The 16,225-nt window shown below is 45.0% G+C and carries 9 protein-coding genes and 1 pseudogene; 7 read left to right on the top strand and 3 right to left on the bottom strand.

From position 1 onward, the window contains the following. Positions 1 to 70 precede the first annotated feature (70 nt). The gene (locus tag RIE73_RS10455) at positions 71 to 1,465 is read left to right on the top strand and encodes a TldD/PmbA family protein (RefSeq protein ID WP_446401126.1); all 1,395 of its coding nucleotides are present in this window, start codon (positions 71 to 73) and stop codon (positions 1,463 to 1,465) included. Between the two features lie 127 nt (positions 1,466 to 1,592). After that, positions 1,593 to 2,396 (top strand): helix-turn-helix domain-containing protein, encoded by an 804-nt coding sequence (locus RIE73_RS10450; RefSeq protein WP_446401125.1) that lies wholly within the window; start codon positions 1,593 to 1,595, stop codon positions 2,394 to 2,396. Positions 2,397 to 2,437: 41 nt separating this feature from the next. Here the strand turns inward: RIE73_RS10450 and coaE are convergent, their stop codons facing one another. Next, positions 2,438 to 3,040 (bottom strand): dephospho-CoA kinase, encoded by a 603-nt coding sequence (gene coaE, locus RIE73_RS10445; protein WP_446401159.1) that lies wholly within the window; start codon positions 3,038 to 3,040, stop codon positions 2,438 to 2,440. Between the two features lie 219 nt (positions 3,041 to 3,259). Further along, positions 3,260 to 4,261 (bottom strand): transposase, encoded by a 1,002-nt coding sequence (locus tag RIE73_RS10440; protein WP_446401124.1) that lies wholly within the window; start codon positions 4,259 to 4,261, stop codon positions 3,260 to 3,262. Positions 4,262 to 4,478: 217 nt separating this feature from the next. Between RIE73_RS10440 and RIE73_RS10435 the strand changes: the two genes are divergently transcribed. Continuing rightward, positions 4,479 to 7,961: a beta strand repeat-containing protein gene (locus RIE73_RS10435; protein ID WP_446401123.1), complete on the top strand. Its 3,483-nt coding sequence runs from the start codon at positions 4,479 to 4,481 to the stop codon at positions 7,959 to 7,961. 247 nt (positions 7,962 to 8,208) lie between these two features. On the opposite strand, the gene RIE73_RS10430 is transcribed toward RIE73_RS10435, so the two are convergent. Further along, positions 8,209 to 8,604: a hypothetical protein gene (locus tag RIE73_RS10430; RefSeq protein ID WP_446401122.1), complete on the bottom strand. Its 396-nt coding sequence runs from the start codon at positions 8,602 to 8,604 to the stop codon at positions 8,209 to 8,211. 127 nt (positions 8,605 to 8,731) lie between these two features. Here RIE73_RS10430 and RIE73_RS10425 point away from each other — a divergent pair, with 127 nt between their 5' ends. From RIE73_RS10425 to RIE73_RS10410, 4 genes and pseudogenes are all read left to right on the top strand, one after another. Next, positions 8,732 to 10,105 carry an aldehyde dehydrogenase gene (locus RIE73_RS10425; RefSeq protein ID WP_446401121.1) on the top strand — a complete coding sequence of 458 codons (1,374 nt, stop codon included), beginning with the start codon at positions 8,732 to 8,734 and terminating at the stop codon, positions 10,103 to 10,105. Between the two features lie 355 nt (positions 10,106 to 10,460). After that, positions 10,461 to 12,671 (top strand): annotated as a pseudogene (gene glgP, locus RIE73_RS10420) (alpha-glucan family phosphorylase). A 125-nt stretch (positions 12,672 to 12,796) separates the two neighbouring features. After that, the gene (locus RIE73_RS10415; protein ID WP_446401120.1) at positions 12,797 to 14,971 is read left to right on the top strand and encodes a right-handed parallel beta-helix repeat-containing protein; all 2,175 of its coding nucleotides are present in this window, start codon (positions 12,797 to 12,799) and stop codon (positions 14,969 to 14,971) included. Between the two features lie 403 nt (positions 14,972 to 15,374). Continuing rightward, positions 15,375 to 15,905, top strand: coding sequence for a hypothetical protein (locus RIE73_RS10410; protein WP_446401119.1), 531 nt, complete (start codon positions 15,375 to 15,377; stop codon positions 15,903 to 15,905). Positions 15,906 to 16,225: the final 320 nt, after the last annotated feature.

Here is a 16,225-nt window from a genome sequence, read left to right as displayed (position 1 = left end):
CCCCCCATAGCAGCCAAGGCTTGAGTCGTTGCAAAATAGAAGCAGTTCTATCGTGCTTGTTCCCTAGATCATGCCTACTGTACTCGCGGATACTCAAAATTTAATTGCAGACCTGATCGCTCGCTATCGCTCTCGCGTGGATTACTTAGCGATTCGCTTAGAAGAATCTGAAGGAACCAGCATTATCGTGCGGGGTAATAAGGTAGAAACCTTGAGTGAGGGGCTTGCTATTGGTGGACAGGTGCGAGCCTGTTATAAGGGCGGTTGGGGCTTTGCCAGTTTCAATCAACTCTCTAGCCTGAAGGATCGACTGGAAGAAGCAATCAGCGCCGCCCGAATTGTCGGGGATGGAGAAACCCTACTTGCGCCGATTTCGATCGTGCAAGATACTTGCCAACTCCCCCTAACTGGGACTGATCCCCGGATGATTCCTCTAACCGAGAAGAAAGCGCTGTGCGATCGCTACAACCAATTGCTCAAACGTTTTGATCCCCGGATTACCACCACCTCTGTGCGCTACGGGGACAGCCATCAACGGATCATTATTGCCACATCCGAAGGTACGCTGATTGAACAATCTTGGGCAGATCTAGAAATGCGTTTCTCGGCTACCGCCCGTAAGGATGAGATTGTGCAGACGGGACGGGAAACCACCGGATCTCGCAAGGGCTACGAAGATCTTACTGATCTGGACATGCAAGTGCAGGGTGCGGCGCAACGGGCGGTTAATGCTTTGTCTCTGTCATCGGTGCGGGGAGGGGTGTACACGGTGGTTATTGATCCCATTCTCTCCGGTTTATTTGTTCATGAAGCCTTCGGACATCTTTCCGAAGCGGATATGGCGTATGAAAACCCAGATCTGTTGGAAGTGATGAGCAAAGGGCGTCGCTTTGGTCCACCAGATTTGCAAATCTTCGACGGTGCTGCCCCAGAGGGACATCGCGGTAGCTATTGCTACGATGATGAAGGAACACCAGCAACCACAACTCAACTGATTAAAGATGGCATTTTAGTGGGGCGTCTGCATTCTCGTGAAACGGCTGGCAAGTTAGGCGAATCTCCCACTGGCAATGCCCGTTGTCTAAACTACCACTATCCACCTATTGTCCGCATGACCAATACTTGGATTGAACCGGGCAAAACCCCGGTTAAGGATTTAGTCCGAGGGATTCGCGAAGGAGTTTATGCCCGCAACTGGTTAGGGGGAATGACTAATGGGGAGATGTTCACCTTTAGCGCGGGTGAAGCCTGGATGATTCGCGAGGGACAGATTGCCGAACCCGTGCGGGATGTTACTCTATCCGGTAATGTGTTTAAAACCTTAGGCGACATCGAAGCGATCGGGGATGACTTCTACTGGGATGAATCAGGCGGTTGTGGAAAAGGCGGACAGAGTGGTTTACCTGTAGGGTGTGGTGGTCCTTCTTTACGGATTCGCAATGTTGTGGTAGGGGGTAGTCAGTAGCGTTTTTTCGATCCTTTGCCTGTTGTCCGTTGTTCTTTGTCCTGAGCAATACACAATGGGCAACGGACAGGTGATATACTGGGAGCGCTATTCGCGATAAATGTGTAATCCTTGATAGGCGGATCAGGTGAACCATTTAACTACGGCTCAAGAAGAGCAACTTAAAAATATAGGAACCTATTTACGAAACTGTAGAGAAGAGCAGGAGAGATCGATTGAGGAAATTGCTCTCAAAACCTTTATTTCCTTACGTTCGTTGAAAGCGCTAGAAGCGGGACGGTGTGAGGAGTTACCTGAACCTGTCTTTGTGCAAGGGTTTATTCGGCGGTATGCCGAAACGCTGAATTTAGACAGCACAAAGTTGCTCCAAAGCTTTGCCACCGAGGTGGTACCAGAACCCGCTGATTCGGCTGACTCTCAAGCCGAAGGTTCTGAGTCCACCCCGGTTTCGCGATCGCGTCAATCGGATCGGTTCTACCGTCAACCATTTCTCCTCTACATTGGTATTGGTGGAATCGTCGCGATCGGCGGATTGGTGTATCTGCTTACTCAAGTCCTCAAACCCCAACCCTCTACACCTGCTCAAGAGTCTCCGACAATTGAGCAACAGCTTAATCCAAACGAACCCACTGTCACCTCAACGCCTGCGCCGACTGTTTCTGATCCCAATTTCCCGGTTCAAATTACTGTAGAAATGAAAGGGGAATCCTGGGTGCGGGTTAGCGTTGATGGTAAAACGGAGTTTGAGGGAATTTTAACGGAGAACGATTCTCCCAAAAGTTGGAACGCTAAAAATGAATTAACGATCCGATCCGGAAATGCAGGGGCGGTATGGGTATCGTTGAATCAAAAAACCGCGAAACCATTGGGAGAGATGGGTGAAGTCCAAGATGTTACCTTTACTCCCACACAAGATTGGATTGGTAATTAGTTTGTCATTCGTCATACTCGCTTCGCGAGAAGCAAGCTACGTCATTTGTCATTAGTTCTAGTTCTCATCAAAGCCCGATCAACTTGTTGAAGTAAAGAGTCGCGAGTGGAGGAATTATCTAAAACCACATCAGCACGCGCCGCTTTTTCGGCGAGGGGAAGCTGACTGTGGAGACGAGATTGAGTTTGTTCAAGAGAAAGGCGATCGCGTTCTTGAATTCGCTGGATTTGTTGGTCTTGGGGACAACTGACAACCCAGATTTCGGTCACTAAGTCTGTCATATTGGCTTCAAATAATAAGGGTATCACTAAAACCACAGTCGGAGACTCGCTTGTATTGAGTTGAGACTCAATGCGATCGCGCACGTAGGGATGGATCTGTTGTTCTAACCACTGGCGTTCCTCTGGATTGGGGAAAATGATCTCTCCTAAGCGTTTGCGGTTGAGTGTGCGATCGGCTAATTGCACTTCCGCACCGTAGCGGGTAATAATCCGATTCAAAACTGGGGAACCCGGTTCTACGGCGTCTCTGGCGTAGATATCCGCATCTAAAATCGGAAGCTGATAGGTATTGGCGAGATAATTAGAAACCGTGGTTTTACCTGTGCCAATCCCTCCAGTTAAGCCGATTATCCGTTTCAAGATTGATTTACTCAAGGTTAGAGTACGCTATCACATAAAAGTATAGAGGCAAGGACACCAGAATGTTGACCCAAATACCAGTAAGAGAACAAATTGTCGTGGCATTGCACACCCAATTAGGGCTTGCTACACAAGTCGGAAATTCTTAGAATTCAATGCTTTGAGTTGTTTTTTCGGCTGATCAAGTGCAAGAAAATAAGACAGGATTTATAAACTCTTTGTTTACGTTCCATTCGCCCCTTCACCCGAACTCGGCTCTGTGTTCTCCAATTCCAATCCCGCCTCCGTAACCAATTGATTCGCCACAGCTTCAAATGCTTCTAAGGATTGAGTTGTCACCGCCTGAACCAGAAGAGTACCTAGCACCTCAGAATCCTTTATCCTCCCAATTATTTCCCTCAATTTTAACGGAATATCTTGAAACCGAACTTCAAGTATACGAATAATAGATCTTTGTTGTCCTTGTTGTAAGCCTTTCTCCAAGCCCTTCCTGATTCCGATTCGTTCAACACTGGTAATATAAGGCATTTTTCTCTCCTGTTCTAACGTTTGTATCTCTTGCCACAATCGATCCTCTTCTGTTTTCGGTAGGGCAATAAACCAATCGATTAATCGAAATAATTGAACGATATCCTCTCGCCCATACCCACGCTCGTATAAACTCTTAATCAGAGACAGCTTGCTTTCATATCCAACACCAATATCTTTTCCGGCAACTTGGGCAGAAAGGTGCGCCTGTACTATCGCCGCCAATGGGTTTTGACTACTCCCAAGCTCTTCCATACTGTAATCTAGCAGTTTCACCACTGGAAATTCCAGTATTGCCCGACACCCCCACAGTTGACGCTCATACCGACTGGGGCGCCAACCTGGTTGCTCGTCGCCGAGTATCCCCAAACTCACCACACTGCGACGATACCTATCAAAAATCCGGCTGTGATACAAGTACATCCGTTCACTAAACTCGCTTTGACGCTGTGATTGCACCTCTACATGGACAAGAACCCATTGCTCCTCTCCGCTACGACGCCAGACTTTCACTAACTTATCCGCGTCTCTCCTACCCGTTTGAGTTTCTCGCTTAATTTGTTGTAACTCAGTGTCTAAAAATTCAAATCCTGGTTCCCAATCAATGTCCTCTTCTATGCGTGGATAGAAAAAACTCAAAAACTCCCGAAAATATAGCGAAATGCTTTCCTTCCATGGCGAATCATACTCACTCATCTTAGTCACTCCTCAATTCTAAAAGAGCGCACAACCTGCGCCCCTACACTAGGGTAACTGATACTTATCTTTTCCACTTAGGATAAAGATTATCTATGATTAGGGCTGGTTTAAATTTATCATGTCTTAGGTTCAGCTCTCAAAATATGGGATTAATGACCTGATTATTGGCGCCCCCAATGCTGATCCTAACAGTACCAATTCCGGGCAGAGTTATGTGGTGTTTGTCAGAAGTAGTGTCTTGGTTCCTAGCTTTGACCTCTCCACGCTTAACGGCAGCAATGGGTTTAAAATTAATGGTGTTAGCGCAGGTGATGCATCTGGCTTTTCTGTCAGTGCTGCTGGGGATGTTAATGGTGATGGCATTGACGATTTAATTATTGGGGCATGGGGTGTTGGTTCTGCGTCTCGCAGCAACAATTATGGGCAAAGCTATGTGGTCTTTGGTAAAACCAGCTTTTTTAGTGACACTCTCAACCTCTCTACCCTCAATGGCAGCAATGGTTTTACAATTACAGGGATCGACTCTGGTGATAATTCCGGCTACTCTGTCAGCGCTGCTGGGGATATTAATAACGATGGTTTTGATGACGTAATCATCGGTGCTAGATGGGCTAATCCTCATGGTAGCGGTTCAGGGGAAAGCTATGTCGTATTCGGCAAGAACAGTAGCTTGAGTGGCTTTGGTACTAACCTTAGTCTCAGAAGCCTCAACGGTAGCAATGGCTTTAAGATTAATGGTATCGCCACCTTTGATAATTCAGGTTGGTCTGTCAACCACGCCGGGGATATCAACGGAGATGGGATTGATGATGTAGTTATTGGCGCCCCCAATGCTGATCCCAATGGGGTCAGCAGTTCCGGACAAACATACGTAGTCTTTGGCAAAACTAGCGGTTTTGATCCTAACTTAGATCTCTCCAGTCTTAATGGTAGTAACGGGTTTCAAATTAATGGTACCGCCGTCGGTGATGAATCTGGCTTTTCTGTTAATGGTGCGGGGGATGTTAATGGAGATGGTGTCGATGATTTAATTATCGGCGAACGGTCTGCCAATTCTCAGGGAAGCGATTCCGGACAAAGCTATGTCGTATTTGGCAAAACCAGCACTTTCAGTGCCACGCTTAATCTCTCCAGCCTTGATGGTACAAACGGATTTAAAATTAACGGTATCGCCGCCGGTGATAACTCTGGCTTTTCTGTCAGTGGTGCAGGAGACATTAACGCTGATGGTATCGATGATTTAGTCATTGGCGCCCCCGATGCTGACATCAATGGTAGCGAATCAGGACAAAGTTATGTTGTATTTGGTCATACCAACATCGGCACAAATGGCACTCTGGAACTTTACCAATTAATCGGCAGTGCCAGGGATACAACCACTATTATCAGTGGCGATCCTACCGCCTCAGTTACTGAAGATACCAATACTCCCAATCTCACCGCCACTGGTGCTTTAACGATTACTGATCCGGATAGCGGTGAAGACAAATTTAACACCACTGTCACACCCACAGTCGGGAATCTCGGCACCTTAACCATTACCGAAACGGGCAGCTTTACGTACACTGTCGCCAATAGCAGCGTACAATATCTCGGTGCAGGGCAAACCCAACTGGATCGCTTCACCGTTGAATCCTTTGATGGTAGCGCTAGCCAAACCATTGTCGTCACAATTAACGGAATTAACGATACCGCCACTATTACCGGAACAAACACCGCCGCCCTCACCGAAAGTGAAACCTTATCCACCCTTACCGCCACCGGTTCCCTCGCTGTTAGCGATGCCGATACCGGAGAGACTAAATTTAACACCACCGTCACTTCCCAAACGGGGAATCTGGGAAACTTAACCATCACCGATACCGGCACCTTCACCTATACTGTTGCTAATAGTGACATTGCCTATCTCGGCACCCAACAAACCAAAACCGAAACCTTTACCGTCACCTCCCTCGACGGTACAGCCTCTCAAGATATCATTGTCACGATTACCGGGATAAATACAGGCGTCAACAATCCCGCCACCATTTCCGGCACCACCACTGCATCTGTCAACGAAGATAGCAGCAATCTCACACTGACTACCACAGGTTCCCTCACTGTGGATGATATCGATGCCGGAGAAAATTTATTCAACACCACAGTAACCTCTACACCCGGTAATCTAGGCAGTCTCACCCTAACAGATACCGGAACATTCAACTATACTGTGGACAATAGCGCCATCCAATATCTGAGTGCCAACGAAACCCAAACCGAAACCTTTACCGTTACTTCCCTGGATGGCACCGCTAGTGAAGATATCACCATTACAATTACTGGCGCCAACGATAATCCCACCGCCACCGATGATACTCCCACCACAGACGAAGATACTGCTATCACCGGGAATGTTCTCACCAATGATAGCGATATCGACAATAGCGACATCTTAACCATCGCCAGACTTAATGGTACACCCAGGGCAGTCGGCAAACCCGTAACACTATTTTCCGGTGCATTACTCACCCTCAACAGCGATGGCACCTTTACCTACAATCCCAACAATCAGTTTGAATTCCTGGGTGCAAATCAAACCGAGATAGACGGCTTTGCTTATACAGTTAGTGACGGGAATGGCGGTATCAGTAACGCCATCGCCACAATTACGATTACTGGCATTAACAATCCTGCCACAATTACAGGTATCGCCGCAGCCGCCGTTACCGAAGATAGCGATACTCCCACGTTAACTGCAATCGGTTCCCTCAGTATCACCGATACGGATAGCGATGAAGACAAATTCAGTACCACGGTAATTTCCGCACCCAGTAATTTAGGCAGTTTAACGATTACCGATACAGGTACGTTTAACTATACTGTGGAGAATAGCGCCGTACAATATCTGGGTGAAGCGGAAACCAAAACCGAAACCTTTACCGTTACTTCCCTGGATGGCACCGCGACTCAAGATATCACAATTACGATTACTGGCGTCAACGATACACCTACCGCCACAGATGACAATCCCACCACCGATGAAAATACTGCCCTAACTGGCAATGTGTTAACCAATGATAGTGATGCTGATGCTACTGCCAGCTTGACAGTTGTAGACATTAATGGTAATCAGACGGATATCGGTAACGAAATTACCCTAGCTAGTGGCGCATTATTAACCTTAAAGAGTGATGGCAGTTATACCTATAATCCTAATGGTCAATTTGCCGCCCTCGGCGTCAATCAAACAGCCACCGATAGCTTCACGTATACGATTAGTGATGAGAAAGGGGAAACCAGCAGCGCCACCGCCACGATTACCGTCACTGGGGTAAATAACCCAGCGGTAATTACGGGTATAGCTGAAGCCTCGGTTATAGAAGATAGTAGCACACCCACATTAGTGGCAACGGGGGCATTAACGGTAACGGATACCGACACGGGCGAAGATAAATTCAGTACCACGGTAATTTCAGCACCCAGTAATTTAGGCAGTTTAACCATCACCGATACGGGTACATTCACCTACAGTGTGGATAATAATGCCGTGCAATATCTGGGAGAAGGAGACAGCAAAACCGAAACCTTTACCGTTAGCAGCTTAGATGGTGTCACCGCCGATATCACAATTACTGTGACTGGAGTCAATGATAACCCAATCGGGGGACGCGATCGCACCACCACCGCCCAAGATACTTCTGTCACCAGACACGGCTAAAATTGTGGAATAGATTTATCGTTAACCCTGAATTTCGACAGGCTCAATTGCCGCGAAGCGACGCCCTGAGTGTACCGAAGGGTCGAAGGGTTAAACCGGGCGCACGCCATGCGCCCCTACAGTTCTAATCCACCATATATAGCATTTGTAAATGAGTTGTAAACCTAGGAGGTCTTTTCTTAGATTACTTAAAAACCATGTATCTCTTTCCCCTATTGCCTATTGCAAGAAAGCCCATTGCCCCGCATTACGAAACTACTCCTAATCCTTTATTTAGAATAAAAATAAATACAAAGAATACCCCAAGCAAGAAGAGTATATGCTCTGCTCGCACTAAGAATTTCAACCTAAGTTTAATTCCTAAAATCTTTAGGGGCTGATGTAAAACACTGCTGTCTGATACGTCATTTCCGAGATTCTCAATCAGAACAGGTATCCGGCTAAGAATAACCGTTGCAATTATTACTGAAAAACCAAAGGAAAACCAACCCAAATGCAAAAAAACATTAGGTATTATCCTTATACCCTTGAAATCAAGTCGCTCCCACAAGAGAGTACAAATGGCTGTCTGAATGGAGAAGAGCCAGATACTCCACTCTTTCAGCATTTTGAGGGATTCCAATTTTGATAAACCCTGATCCATAATCAATTATCGTCCTAACTGCCGATCAGTTTTCTGGAAAGCTGGGAAATTTGTCTCTATCTCAAGGAGTAGATACAATCATACGCTATCACAATAAGTATAAGTTTCAGCCGTAGAGGACGCCAGAATGCTTACCCAACTACCCGTTACTGATATTATCCGCAAACAACGAGATTTTTTCGCCACAGGCAAAACCAAGGATGTCAAGTGGCGCCTGGAACAGCTAAAACGCCTCAAACAAGCTGTTGTTGATGATCAAGAGGCGATTATCAAGGCGGTTCAAGCTGACTTAGGGCGCCCGGAGTTTGAAGCCTATTTTGAAATCGCGGCGATTGGGGAAATTAATTACGCCATTAAGCACCTCAAATCCTGGGTTAAACCCAAGAAGGTGGCTGTGGGATTAGAACAATTCCCCGCCTCGGCGAAGATTTATCCTGAACCCTTGGGTGTGGTGCTGATTATCTCCCCTTGGAATTATCCCTTCCAGTTATTGATTTCTCCTTTAGTTGGCGTGATCGCGGCGGGAAACTGTGCGGTACTCAAACCCTCGGAAATTGCCGCCCATACCTCAACCGCGATCGCGAACCTGATCCAGAAAACCTTTGACCCGGCTTATATCGCAGTAGTTGAAGGAGATGCTGATACCAGTAAAGCACTTCTAGCCGAAAAATTCGACCATATCTTTTTTACTGGGGGAACTGCGATCGGCAAAATTGTCATGGAAGCCGCTGCGAAACATCTGACACCTGTGACGTTAGAATTGGGCGGTAAAAATCCCTGTATTGTTGATGCTGATGTGAATTTAAACTATACAGCTAAACGGATTACTTGGGGTAAATACCTGAATGCGGGACAAACCTGTATCGCCCCAGACTACCTGTTAGTTGATCGGCAAATTAAGTCCGATCTATTGACAGAAGTGCAAAAATGTGTTCAAGACTTTTATGGTCAGGAGCCGGAGAAAAGTCCGGATTATGCCCGAATTATAAGTCATCGACATTTTGAGCGGCTGGTTCCTCTGTTGAAGGATGGGAAAATTGTGATTGGTGGACAAACTCGACCAGAAGATAAGTATATCGCACCAACGGTGATTGATGCAGTTTCCTGGGATTCACCCGTCATGGAAGAGGAAATATTTGGTCCGATTTTGCCTGTGTTAGAGTATCAAGACTTGAATGATGCGATCGCGCAGATTAATGCTCGACCTAAACCTTTAGCTTTATACCTATTTTCCCATAACCAACAAAAACAACAACAAGTCTTGCAACAAACTTCGTCTGGTGGTGTTTGTATCAACGACACTGTGATGCAATTTCAGAACACCGAGTTGCCCTTCGGCGGTGTTGGGAACAGTGGAATGGGTAGATATCATGGCAAAGCCAGTTTTGATACCTTTTCTCACTTTAAAAGTATATTAAACAAAAAGCTATGGTTTGATGCCAATTTGCGATATCCTCCTTATAAAGGCAAATTGCCCCTGCTTAAGCGAATTATTAGTTAGGTAGAATAGGTGAGGAAAACCTCTTTCCGTATCAACTTAAACTGAAAAATCCCCAATACCTTGAGAAAAACCCCTCCCTAACCCTCCCCTTAGTATATCCAAGCAAGATCCCCGACTTCGTAGGAGTTGTCGGGGATCTGTATCCCTCACTTACCACCAAAAGCGCTGTAATCAGAATCAAGATAATCTCTCTCTTTAGATTGATTGTCAAGAATTAGATTATTGTTTAAAATTGCTGATTATTTTATAAAAAAATATAATTTTAATAAAGATTTAAATCAATGGCAAAGGCGTCATAACTTTAACCTTTTAAAACGGTAACAGGTTTTGAAATCCCTATAAATTCGGTGCAGCTATGACAACACAAACGGCATCAGCTAGTGCAATTGAGTTAAAAACGAAATTGCCCTATCCGCTTCATTTTCTAGCCGATCTCGCCTTCAACTTTTGGTGGAGTTGGTCTCCCGACCGATTATCTATCTTTCGGGTGATTAATTCTCAACTTTGGGAAGAATGCGATCGCAATCCTGTCAAGCTACTAGCAATGGTTTCAGATGAACGGCTAGCCCAGTTAGCCATAGACCCCTATTATCTCAGTCGAGTTAGAACACTGGAAAACCAGTTTCGCCACTATATGGATACTACTAATACCTGGGCAAATCAGAAACTCCCCCAGTTGCAACCTCAGCAACCCATCGCCTATTTCTCAATCGAATATGGTTTTCATCCCTGCATTCCCACTTATGCGGGTGGCTTAGGGGTTCTGGCTGCTGATCATCTAAAATCCGCTTCTGATTTAGGCGTACCTGTAGTCGGCGTAGGCTTATTGTATCGTCAAGGTTATTTCCGCCAGCACTTTGATGGGAGTGGTTGGCAAAAAGAGGAGTATCGTGATCATACTGTTGAACAATTGCCTCTAGAATTATGTCAGGATCAGCAAGGGCAAGTCCTTACTATTGACGTAGAGATTCGCGATCGCACGGTTAAAGCCTAAATCTGGCAAGTGCGATTGGGACGAGTCAATCTTTATTTATTAGATACTAATTTTGATGATAATCAGAACGTTGACCGTTGGATTACTGGACAACTATATGGCGGGAATCAAGATACGCGCCTTGCCCAAGAAATTCTCTTAGGAATTGGTGGGGTTAGGGCGTTGCAAACGTTGGGGTTTGATCCGCAAATTTATCATCTTAACGAAGGTCATGCTACCTGTGCCATGCTGGAAGTCGTGCGCCAAGATATCGAACGCACAGGGAAAAGTTTTCAGGAGGCGAAAAAAGCGGTGCGATCGCGGGGCGTTTTCACCACACACACCCCAGTACCAGCGGGTCATGATATCTTTTCTAACCAACAAATTGACTCCTATTTTCATCAGTATTGGACTCAACTGGGACTATCCCGCCAGGAATTTTTAGACCTCGGAACCCGTCGTTCTAATGATCCATGGGAACCCTTCAACATGACGATTTTGGCATTACGCTTAACCAAAGCTGCCAATGGTGTCAGCAAACTGAATGGTGAAGTTTGCCGCCAGATGTGGTCAAGTTTGTATCCTAATCGCCCCATTGAAAACGTTCCCATCGGTCATATTACCAATGGTGTTCATCTGCGTACCTGGACAGCCCCGTTAATGGCAGATCTCTATAGCCAATACTTAGACAAAGACTGGGTAAACCAGGTGACGAATGAGCAAATGTGGGCGAAAATAGACGAGATTCCGGATTGGGAAATTTGGTGGCGTCACCAATGTCTTAAAGCACAACTGATTGCCCACATCCGTTCCCATTTGCAGAAAAAAAGCCGGGAAAACGGTAAGTCAGCCGAATCCATCGCAGCCGTAGCCAATCTATTTGATCCAAATGCCTTAACCATCGGTTTTGCCCGTCGCATGACTACCTATAAACGAGGCGATTTAATTATTACCGATCCTGAACGGGCTAAGGCAATGTTTAGTCATGCAGAACGCCCGGTGCAAATTGTCTTTGCAGGTAAAGCCCATCCAGCCGACTATGAAAGCAAACAAATCATTCAACGATTAATCCAGTGGGGAAACCAGCCAGAGATCCAGCATCGCTTTGTGTTTCTTGAAGACTACGACTTACACATCGCGGAAAAGTTGGTGCAGGGGGTAGATCTGTGGTTGAATAATCCCCTGCGTACTCGTGAAGCTTCGGGTACGAGTGGGCAAAAAGTCGCTTTAAATGGGGGGATTAATTGCAGCATTCTTGATGGTTGGTGGTGCGAAGCCTATCAAGCCTCACCTGAAGGGAAAGGTATCAATGGTTGGGCGATTCGGAATGGGGATAAAACTGAAGTTGCCCAGTTACAAAACCAACCTGACGCTGAAGCCCTTTACGATTTATTAGAAAACGAGATTATTCCCCTATACTACGACGAAGATGAGCAAGGGTTAAAGCAGGGCTGGATTCAAAGGATGAAAGCTTCGATTAAAACTATAGCACCCTTTTTCAATACAGAGCGGATGCTGGCTGAGTATATTCAACAGATGTATTTGCCCCAATGCAATGTTGAGTTTGAGTTGGTATCATCTGGGGCGGATTGAAAATTTAGGGAACAGGGAACAGGGAACAATCCACCAAATTGGCGTAATTTCGTATTATAATTGACGAACAGTACCAACGGCATGAACAATTAGTTTTGAGGTAGCGCTACGCTGAAAAACTTATTATGTATACGCGCACAAAAGCTATAGCATCTATCGGTTTATGGGCTAGCGGGTTCTCGCTACTCATGGAGAGTGCTTCGGCACAAACTGCGGCTATTGTAGTTAATACCACCGTCGATGATATCAATGCTGGTGATGGCAATTGTACCCTGCGCGAAGCGATTAACAACGCCAACACGAATCGGGATACCACAAATGGCGATTGCCGGACAGGTTCTCCCTATCCTACCATTGATGCGATCGCGTTTAATATTCAATCGGCTCAACCCAGCATTATTCCTAATTCGCCATTACCAACTATAACGGAAGCGGTGGTTATTGATGGCACATCCCAGCCTGGTTTCAAAACTACCGCAACCCATTCCCTAACTTGTCCCAACCCAATGGGCGTTCCGCTTCCAGCCCAAACCATAACAATTAGTCGTCCTATTATTGAGTTAAATGGTGCGGCGGCGGGTAAAGTAAGTGGTATTACGATTGATGCGGATCAGGTTGTGATCCGAGGACTGGTTATTAATCAGTTTCAACGCGCTGGTATCGAAATCTTAAATAACTCCAGTCAAGTTATTATTGACAGCAATTATATTGGGACAGATATCACGGGTACAGTTGCCCTGGGTAATAACCGAGGTGTTGTGATTAAAGCCGGAAACACCACGAATCCCAATAATATTACCATTAAAAATAATGTTATTTCCGGGAATACATTCTTGGGCGTTCTCGTCAACGGCGATGCCAATGCCGATCAGCAAGGGAATACTATTGTTAATAATTTTATTGGCACAGATTACACAGGTAAAAAAGTATTGGGGAATACCACTGAAAAACGCGGTCATGGTGTAGTGATTGGGCATGGCAATTTTGCCGCTTTAGATTCCCGATATCCTGCCCAAAATCATAGGATTAGAGGTAATGTCATCGCCGGAAGCCACACGACAAATCTCTGGGTTTCCAATTATGCCAGTAATAATTTAGTGGAATGTAATTATATTGGTACTGATTATACCGGAACCGTCGCTTTAGGCAATTGTATTGATGGTTTGCTGATTGGTGGAACCCGCTCTGATGCACCGTCACGCCTGAATAAAATACGCCATAATTTAATTTCTGGAAATGCTCGATGCCAAGGCAATTCAGAAGCCAACCTGACGCTGCAATGGGGGGCAATTGAAAATACGATTGAAAATAATTTAATTGGTACAGATATCACAGGTATAGTGGCATTAAGCCCCATCTTAAGTACGGATGGTATTGGCATCAAAAAACCCGCCAACCAAATTCGCAATAATGTTATCGGTGGGAATCGTCGCCACGGAATTCATATCTACCGAGGATTTGGGACACAGCCATGGGATAACCGGATTGAAAACAATTATATTGGGATTAATCCCAGTGGCATCACTATCGCCAATGGCGGTGATGGAATTGCTATATTTTCTAATATTTATACTCCTGATAGTGTATTGCCGCTGATGGATGTTTTGATTCGGGGAACGCGGATCACCGGGAATGCGATCGCGAATAATAATCATAATGGAATTCGGTTAGAAGCTAGGGGGGATGAAGTCGGGTTTAATGCCTCTATTACTAATACCCAAATTTCAAATAACACCATTCACGATAATGGAGCCAATGGCATTCAAATTACGACAGTGGAAACTGTTTCTGGGGGAATAGCCGAGGCAATTAATAATTTAATCCAGACAAATCGTCTATTTAATAATCAAGGTTTGGGAATTAGTTTAAGCTCAAGTCGCTCAACATCCCATGATGCATTTTTGAATGGTGAGACAGGGAATCATTTATCAGCTTCTGTCCCCATTGAGAACGATGTATTAGATTTAGACTCTGGCTCAAATCAGTTGCAAAATTATCCCACTCTTTTAAGCGCAGAGGGAAAAAATAATCATACTGAAATTCAAGGAATACTGATTAGCACTCCTAATACCCAATTCACTTTAGAATTTTTCGCCAATAGAAGTGCTGATCCATCTGATTATGGTGAAGGGGAAGTTCCTTTAGGTTCACTATCTGTAACGACAGATAACCGTGGAGAAGCTGTATTCAGTGCCATTTTGCCGGCTACAGTTATGGGACAAGTGATAACCGCAACTGCTACTGACTCTAGCGGCAATACATCTGAATTTTCTCGCCATATTCAAGTAAAATTTAAGTAAGCGAGTGGAAATAAACTCAACTATATCAAGTTCAATGGCACGCTCATTATAGCCGTTCTGGATCACCGAAACCCTTGATATACCGTAGGGTGGACATTGCCCACCAGTCTTAATTCAGCGCCATTCCCTTAATTGAACGCCATTCGTATTACACCCTGAGGTAGAGGCAAAGATAAAACTAAACCTATAAAAATTAATAGGCTAGACCATCAACATATAAGTAGGTGGAAACAATTAAAGTTAACGGTTGAGATTAGGGAACAGGGAACGGGGAACAGGGAACGGGGAACAGGGAACAGTAAGGGTTTGAGGTTAATCTACAAAACTTAATACAGTACCGTTTTCTTTTGTCCGACTACTTAGTTTACCCGTAAATATTGAAATTTGCACTTGGAGGTTGAACATGAACGACAATCTACTTACACAAGGATTCAGATTAGGAAAAAATTTGGGTATTCTGGCTATAGTCATCGTTGCTTTTAATCCCAGTGTTTACGCCAAACCAATCGAGATTATGTCTAATAAGCAGAGTGCAGTACCTGCTGAAAGGCAACTGGCTCAAAATCAACCTTCTACAGGTTCTATGGGTGAGGATGAAGCGGATTTACCTGTGAGTACATCCAACTGGCAAGCCTACGAAAATCGTATGCCCGTGGGTATTCCCTCACTTTATGTTGAAGCTGATGTGAGTCTACCCAATCCGGGATATAGCGCTGAGTTAGTTAGACCAATGGAGCAAAATCCTCTGGATGACAATCTTACCTTAGTACTGCGAATTGAGGAACCAACTGGAAACAGGATATATCCTCAAGTCATCAATAGCACCACTGTTCGTTATGAAGACGAATTTTACTTTGGCGACTATGAAAATGTCGTAATCAAAGCTGAAGATGGTACTACGCTAGAAACCATTGATATCCAGGTTGTTCGATAAGCTGATATGATGTAGGGTGGGCAAGAAGACCAAAGTCGTAGGCGTCAATATTATCGTTTATTGAACTTGCCCACCTGTGTAGAAGAAACAAGTGCCACTGATAAAAACATTTATAAGCTTATCTACCCTGGGATAGAGGTAAAGATACAAAAAAAACTATAAAAAGTAATCGGCTAGGTCATAAATAATTTGGCTTCGCCAATAATGTTGCGAGGGTAGCGGCTAAAGGTGTGTAAAAATCAGATGCAGTGCCAGAACTCATCTATATTCGATTGGATTTGGCATTTCGGGTTTTAGCTTATTAATTAATACTAGAGACT

It is taken from the genome of Coleofasciculus sp. C1-SOL-03 (genome assembly GCF_040220555.1).
In the GTDB taxonomy this organism is placed as follows: domain Bacteria; phylum Cyanobacteriota; class Cyanobacteriia; order Cyanobacteriales; family Coleofasciculaceae; genus Coleofasciculus.
The sequence above is the reverse complement of the archived record's forward strand: the minus strand, read 5'-3'. Positions and strand labels throughout refer to the sequence as shown.

Coding starts and splice junctions, on each gene's coding strand:
- RIE73_RS10410 (WP_446401119.1), top strand. CDS start 15,375: ATGAACGACAATCTACTTACACAAGGATTCAGATTAGGAAAAAATTTG.
- RIE73_RS10455 (WP_446401126.1), top strand. CDS start 71: ATGCCTACTGTACTCGCGGATACTCAAAATTTAATTGCAGACCTGATC.
- RIE73_RS10425 (WP_446401121.1), top strand. CDS start 8,732: ATGCTTACCCAACTACCCGTTACTGATATTATCCGCAAACAACGAGAT.
- RIE73_RS10430 (WP_446401122.1), bottom strand. CDS start 8,604: ATGGATCAGGGTTTATCAAAATTGGAATCCCTCAAAATGCTGAAAGAG.
- RIE73_RS10440 (WP_446401124.1), bottom strand. CDS start 4,261: ATGAGTGAGTATGATTCGCCATGGAAGGAAAGCATTTCGCTATATTTT.
- RIE73_RS10415 (WP_446401120.1), top strand. CDS start 12,797: ATGTATACGCGCACAAAAGCTATAGCATCTATCGGTTTATGGGCTAGC.